At 69.2% G+C, this 6,045-nt stretch carries 6 protein-coding genes and 1 pseudogene; all 7 read right to left on the reverse strand.

What is annotated here, in order from left to right; genetic code table 11:
• Window positions 1-736: 736 nt before the first annotated feature.
• Window positions 737-1,543, reverse strand: a complete 807-nt coding sequence (locus tag CCN29_RS31495; protein ID WP_086685953.1) for a class I SAM-dependent methyltransferase — start codon at window positions 1,541-1,543, stop codon at window positions 737-739.
• A gap of 76 nt (window positions 1,544-1,619) precedes the next feature.
• Complete coding sequence (locus CCN29_RS31500; protein WP_039987203.1) at window positions 1,620-2,498, reverse strand: LLM class flavin-dependent oxidoreductase; 879 nt, start codon at window positions 2,496-2,498, stop codon at window positions 1,620-1,622.
• Window positions 2,499-2,582: 84 nt separating this feature from the next.
• Window positions 2,583-3,554: a hypothetical protein gene (locus tag CCN29_RS31505; RefSeq protein WP_086685955.1), complete on the reverse strand. Its 972-nt coding sequence runs from the start codon at window positions 3,552-3,554 to the stop codon at window positions 2,583-2,585.
• A 44-nt stretch (window positions 3,555-3,598) separates the two neighbouring features.
• Window positions 3,599-4,258 (reverse strand): hypothetical protein, encoded by a 660-nt coding sequence (locus CCN29_RS31510; RefSeq protein ID WP_086685957.1) that lies wholly within the window; start codon window positions 4,256-4,258, stop codon window positions 3,599-3,601.
• Between the two features lie 128 nt (window positions 4,259-4,386).
• Entirely contained in the window at window positions 4,387-5,022 is a 636-nt protein-coding gene (locus tag CCN29_RS31515; protein WP_442538594.1) for a hypothetical protein, read from the reverse strand.
• A gap of 47 nt (window positions 5,023-5,069) precedes the next feature.
• Complete coding sequence (locus CCN29_RS31520) at window positions 5,070-5,756, reverse strand: hypothetical protein (protein ID WP_086685960.1); 687 nt, start codon at window positions 5,754-5,756, stop codon at window positions 5,070-5,072.
• 2 nt (window positions 5,757-5,758) lie between these two features.
• A pseudogene (locus tag CCN29_RS31525) lies at window positions 5,759-6,045 on the reverse strand (hypothetical protein); the annotation flags it as partial.

Genomic DNA, 6,045 nt, shown 5'->3' on the forward strand with positions numbered 1-6,045 from the left:
CGTACGGGGGCTGACCGTACGGGGGCTGGGCGCCGGGCCGGCCGTACGAGGGCTGCCCGTACCAGGGCTGGCCGTAAGGCGACTGCTGCCCGTACGGACCGGGGGCGCCGGAGGGCTGCTGGGGGAACGGTGTCGGATGCTCGTTCGACATGCCGCGACTCTAGCCAGGGGCCTGCGCGCGGCGGCGGGCGCAGGGGGCGGAGCCGGGTGGCGTGTGGGGTGCGTAGCGGCATGGCGAGCGGCGGGCACAAAAAACGGGCCGGTCCGTGGGGGGGAGACGGACCGGCCCGAGGGGGGGTTTCCACCATAACCCTTCGTAAGTGATGCTGCGTGCATCGACGCGACACAACTACTCTCCGGAATCGCCCGGCGACGCCCGGAAGCCCTCGGAGGGGCCGATTCAGGGGGTCTTCCTGGCCGGAACCCGGCGAAATCGTGCGAGAAAAGAGCGCTGAGGGGACTCTGTGCACGGTGTGACACCAACCCTGCACCATTCCGGCCACTCTTCCGGCCGTCCCCCCGACGGGTGACCCCGGCGCAGGCTCCGCCTTGACCGAACGGGGGGTTCGACGTCCGAGACACCGCGCAGCCCCCTCCACCGCGCGGTGACCCTTCCGCGCAGCTTTGCTGGCGCGAATCAACTTGGTCCGAACCTAAGTGATGCATCGCCGCCGAAACCAGCCCTCACCCATAACGATGCGGACACTACGCGCGTTGCGCGTGGCCCCGCGGGGCGTCAGCCCCGAGGCCCGCCGGGCCTGCGCGCCTGGACGAGATGACGTGAGCTGTGGGCCACGAAGGACCCCTCCGCCTCGATCCGCTCGTGCAGCTCGCGCAGCCGCGGCCGGTACGCCTCGACGGTGAACCCGGGGACCATCCAGATCACCTTCCGCAGGAAGTGCACCACCGCGGCGATGTCGAAGAACTCCATGCGCAGCCGTTCGGCCCGCAGCTCCACGATCTCCAGCCCGGCCGCCTCGGCGTCCTTCCGCTCACGGTCGGGATGGCGGGCGTGCCGCCGTTCGGCCGGCTGGGGGCCGAGGAAGTGCTCGACGACCTCGTAGGCGCTGTCGGGTCCGACATGCTGCGCCAGATACGTGCCGCCGGGCCGAAGGACGCGGGCGATCTCGCGCCAGTGCGGCCGGACGGGGTGCCGGCTGGTGACGAGGGCGAAGGATCCGTCGGTGAACGGCAGCGGCGCGTCCTCGGCGGACGCGACGACGGTGGCGCCGCGCGTCCGCAGCAGTGCCGCGGCCTTGCTGACGTTGGGCGGCCAGCCCTCGGTGGCGACGACGAGCGGGGGCCGACCGGACGCACGGGAGAGGGCGAAGGCGAGGACCTCCCCTCCCCCCGTCTGGACGTCGAGCACGGGCCCGTCGACCGAGCTCAGCCGCCCTGCGACGGTGGTGGCGTACCCCCAGGAGGGCCGGGCCTCGGTGGCGCGCCCTTCGAACCAGGAGAAGTCCCACCCCTCGGTGGGCACGGAGGCGCCTTCGGCGAGGAGTTCGTCGAGCGTACGGGGCCGGGGTCGGCGCTGGGTCATGCGGCGAGGATGCCGCAGGGCGGGGCGAGTCGTCGCGTGCTTTTCCCCCACCCCGTCCGGGCCGGCGGCCGTGGGGTCAGGGGAGGAGCGGCCGCACCTCCTCGGCGGCGAAGCGTACGAAGCCCTCGGGGTCGGGTTCTTCGGCGGTCGGCTGGAGGACGACCGTGTCGGCGCCGGCCTCGGTCAGCCGCCGTACGGCGTCGGCGACGGCCTGGGCGTCCCCGGCGACCCCGAGGCCGGCGTCGGGGCCGTGTCCCTCGGCGGCCAGCTCGGACCGCAGCCGCTCGTGCGCCCCGTCGCCGGTCGCGGTGAGCAGGTAGACGACGACCCGGTGGGTGTCGGGATCACGTCCCGCCGCGACACGGCCCTCCCGGATGAGCCCGCACCACTGCCGGACGCCGTCGGCGGAGGTGTCGGCGGTGAGGATGGTGCCGTCGGCGGCCTCCCCGGTCAGCCGCACGGTGCGGGGGCCCATGCCGCCGGCCAGGACCTCGACGGGACCGGACGGGGGCCAGTCGAGCGCGACGCCGTCGAGGGTCACGTAGCGGCCCTTGGTCGTGACCGTCTCCCCGGCCAGCAGGGCGCGCAGCGCGAGGAGATGCTCCCGCAGCAGGGTGAGGGGCGACCCGACGCGCGCGCCGACCTGCCCCATCCAGTCCTGCACACCGTGCCCGACGCCGAGGATCGGACGGCCGGGGAACATCCGGTGCAGGGAGGCGGCCTCCATGGCGGTGACGGCGACGTTCCGCAAGGGGACGGGCAGCAGCCCGATACCGACGCGCATGCGCTCGCTCCAGGCGAGGGCGGCGGCGCCGGTGGAGATGCCGCCCTCCCGGAAGCAGTCCTCCCACAGCCAGAGCTCATCGAGCCCGGCCGCGTCGGCCGCCCGCACGACGGAGCGCAGCCGCTCGGGGGCGAGCTGGGGGCGGAACACAGCACCGAGTGTCGTCGTCATGGGGCTGTACCTACCCACACCCGCCCGCCCCGGCAAACCCTTGCCGGGGCAGGCAAAGCCGCGTGCGGAGCCGCGTGGACACGGCTAGCGGTTGACGGCCTGGATCTCCTGGACGACGACGTCCTGCGTCGCTCCGAACTCACCGTCCGGCAAGTCGCCGCCCGCGCCGTCGGAGCCCGTCCAGTGGACCTCCCACGTGACGGTCGCCTGCAGCGGGAAGGTGCCGTCGCCCGAGGAACGCAGATACTGCACCCCGCACGGAGGCGTCCGGTTCGCCTTGCCCTTGGCGTAGGGCTCGCCGATACGGCCGTTGTTGATCTCACAGACTCCGGAGGCGGGGTACGTCTCGGCGTCCGGGGTGCCGGGCTGGATCTTCAGCGAGACCGGCTCCGCCGTGGCCGTCGCGGAGATACCGATCTCCGGCACGGAGGCGGTCACCGAGACCGGCTGGAACTGCGCGCCGTCCAGCCACGCCCAGGTCGGCAGGTTCACCTTGGTCGCCTGGGCGGGCGCGAGGGTGACCTCGGTACCGGGGACGCGGATCTCGGAGTAGGCGAGTTCGGCGAGGATCTCCGGGGTGACGGCGTTCTCGGCGTCCGCGGGCGGCGGGTCGCCCTGGTCCACCCAGAAGTAGTCCTTCGTGCAGGAGTCCCATCCGGGCGGGAAGCTCTTGTTCACGTATGAGCCCCACCAGTAGCCCTTGCCGGACTTGTGCTTGTTGAAGTCCTTCTCGGGGTCGTCGGGGTTCGTGTACTTCTTCCGCTGCTCGTTGTCCCACTGGTGCCCCGTCGACCCGGCCTCCCAGATGGGCTCCAGGTACGCCTGCAACTCCTCCGGGGAGTACTTGGGCGCGTACCAGCAGGGGGGCGGCGACCACGAGGTACTCGACGTGAGCGCGCCGACCTTCCCGCCCTTGCCGTTCTTGGAGTGGTCGAAACGGACGCCTCCGGCGGAGACGGAGAGGGTGCCGTCGTCGGTCAGATTGGCGTTGTTCCCCCCACCGTTCGTACCATCGCCGAACCCCGTCTCGGCGTACGCGGGCGTGGCGGCGAGCATCGCAGCAGCAAGTCCCACGGCTATCAGTAGATGCTTGCCCTTGATCACGGCTGGCACTTGGCGCTCCCCCTCTGCGACGTCAGACGCTCAGTTACCCACACACCGTTCTCGTTCTTGCGCAGCGTGGCTGCATAGATGACGTAGGAGTCTTTGGACACCGGTGTCACGTCGACCTTGCCGGTCTCGAGGAACTTGTTGTACGCCTTGCCCTGGTCCTCGCAGTACACCAGGGCGGCAGTTCCGTCCTTGTTGACCGTCACGTCCGCGTCGTAAAAGCGCGTGACGCCAGTCGTTCGCGCCTTGTGGTCGACGAACGACTGAATCCACTCCTCGGTGCCGGCGGCAGCCGTACCTTCGGTGTAGAAGCGGTAGGCCTCGTGGAGCGGGTCCTGCTCTGCGATGGCCATGTCGGTGGCCTTGATCCGCTGCTCCGAGTCACTGAGGACGGCGTCCTTGTCCTCGTCGCCCGTCTCCGGCCAATCGAACTTGTAGGTCACGTCCGCAGGCAGTTCAATCTTCGGGCGTTCCGCCGACGCAGAGGCCGAAGCGGTCGGCGAGGCCGACTTCTTGCCGCCCGTGTCGGCACCCGCGATCGTGTCCTTGTCCTTCGCAGGAGTGTCGTCGTCGCTTCCGCACGCGGACAGCGTCAACGCCGCGGCGGCGGTCAGCGCAAGCGCTGCGAGCAGGGTGGGACGGCGGTTCACAGTCGGCTCCCGGTGGGGCGAGGCGTCACATCAGCGCGCCAACGCTACCCAGCGCGCACAGTGCGACACCAGAGTGAATGGACCAACTGCAACAGAGCTAATACCGAATTGGGACGCGGCAGCCTACGTCAGGGCTGGCATTGGTCGTGGCCCCCTTCGGACACCAACTTGGTGATGACCCACACGCCCTTGTCGTTCTTCTTCAGCGACGTGTGGTACATCACGTAGCTCTTGGCGGTGACCTCGGTCTTCTTGATCTTGTTGGTCTCGAGGTACTTCACGAAGGCCTTGCCCTGGTCCTCGCAATAGCTGAGCGAGGCCGTTCCGTCCTTGCGGACGTTCACTTCGGATGCGTAGAAGCGGTAGGACCCGGTGATCGCGGCCTTGTGGTCCACATAGTCCTGCACGAACTTCTGCGTCTCGGCCGCGGCTTCGCCCTCGTAGTAGTAGAGGTAGGCCTTGTCCAGTGCGTCCTGCTTGACGATCGCCTGGTCCACCGCCTTGATGGACTGCTCGCTGTCGGCCAGGACCGCGTCCTTCTCCTTGTCGCCGGTCTTCGGCCAGTCGAAGGTGTAGGAGATGTCGCCGGGCAGCTCGATCTCCGGGCGGTCGTCCGACACCGGAGCGGATGACGTCGGCGCCTCAACTCCGGTCGTCTCGTCGCTCCCCTTGGCCGGGGCATCGGTGTCGTCGTTGCCGCACGCGGTCAAGCTCAGGGCCGTAGTCACGGCGAGCGTCGTAAGGAAGGCTTTACGGCGGTTCAAGAAGGCTCCCGGTGGGGCGAGGCGTCTCTTCGGCAGGGTCACGGTATCTACGGCCGGCATTGAGCCGCGCCCCTGGTGGAGACGATCTGAGACGTCTGCCAGACGCCGTCGGTGTTCCTGTCGAGCCTCGTGTCGTACAGCACGTAACTGTTCTCGGTAACGGGCGTCTTATGGACCTCATCGGTCTTCTTGTCCTTGCTGAAGCCCTTGCTCTCGTCCGCGCAGAAGACCAGGGTGGCGGAGTCCTCACCCTTGAGCGTCACCTCGCGGTCGTAGTACCGGGCCTCGCCCGTCAGCGTCGCCCCGGCCTCCTCGAACTGGGCGACCCAGTCCAGCGCGGCTTGCAGGGCCTTGCCCGTGTTGTAGAAGGCGAGCGCCTTGCCCTCGGGGTCCGTTCCGGTGATCGCGGCGTCGACGGCGCGCATACGTTCCGCGTTGTCCGCGAGGATCGCGTCCTTGACCGGGTCTCCCGTCTCGCCGCCCTCGAAGGTCAGCTTGAGGTCGGCCGGCAGCTCGATCTCGGGGCGGTCGGGGGACGGGTCGGCCGACGCGGTCGGGGACGCCGGCTTGCTGTCGCGCTCGACCTCGGTGCCCCTGGCTTTACCGTCGTCGCTTCCGCACGCGGACAGCGTCAATGCCGCGGTAGCGGTCAGCGCGAGCGCTGTGCGGATGGTGGGGCGGCGGTTCACGGTCGGCTCCCGGAGGTCGGTCACGGCTTTTGGGTGTGCGGACATCTTCACGGCCGGCACTTCTCGCTGCCACGGTCGGAGGCGACATCCGTCGTCTGCCAGACGCCGTCGGCATTCCTGGTGAGTGCGGTGTGGTAGAGCACGTAACTGTCGGCCGTGGTCGGAGTGTTGTCCACCTTGCCGGTCTTCCTGTTCTTCAGGAACGATTTGCTCTCGTCCGAGCAATAGGTGACGTATGCCTTCTTGTCGCCGGAGAGCTTCACCTCGTAGTCGAAGTACCGGGTCTCTCCGACCCATGTGTCGTTCGCCTTGATGTACCGCCGCACGAAGTCGA

The organism is Streptomyces pseudogriseolus (assembly GCA_002154585.1).
GTDB lineage: Bacteria > Actinomycetota > Actinomycetes > Streptomycetales > Streptomycetaceae > Streptomyces > Streptomyces pseudogriseolus.